The 609-nt window shown below is 45.2% G+C and carries 1 protein-coding gene; it reads left to right on the plus strand.

Features of this window, described 5'->3' with window-relative positions:
• Positions 1-609: collagenase (locus R8N49_RS28640; RefSeq protein WP_318190638.1), on the plus strand; the 609-nt coding region annotated here is incomplete at both ends.

Here is a 609-nt window from a genome sequence, read left to right on the forward strand (position 1 = left end):
GGCCAATCTTTGATATTAGTACCAACAACGGCGGTATGTACCTTGAGGGTGATCCGTCCAAGCCGGGCAATATTCCTAACTTTGTCGCTTATGAAGCGTCTTATGCCAACCCTGACCATTTTGTTTGGAACTTAGAACATGAATACGTGCATTACCTAGATGGCCGATTCGACCTTTATGGCGGTTTTGGTCATCCAACTGAAAAGGTAGTGTGGTGGAGTGAAGGCATTGCAGAATACATCGCAAACGAAAAAGACAATCAAGCGGCGTTAGATACGATTCGAGACGGCTCAACTTACACCTTGAGCGAGGTTTTTGAAACCACATACGATGGCTTTGATGTTGACCGAATTTATCGCTGGGGCTATCTGGCCGTTCGATTTATGTTCGAGCGACATAAAGATGATGTAAACCAAATGCTGGTGGAAACACGCCAAGGTAATTGGAGCAATTACAAGGCGACCATCAATCAATGGGCAAACCTATACCAGAGCGAGTTTGAACAGTGGCAACAGTCATTGGTTTCAGGTGGCGCTCCTAATGCAGTAATAACCGCAAACAATGAGGGAAAAGTCGGTGAAAGCATTACATTCAGCAGTGAGAACAGTA

The sequence above is a fragment of the Vibrio sp. 1978 genome (assembly GCF_033344345.1).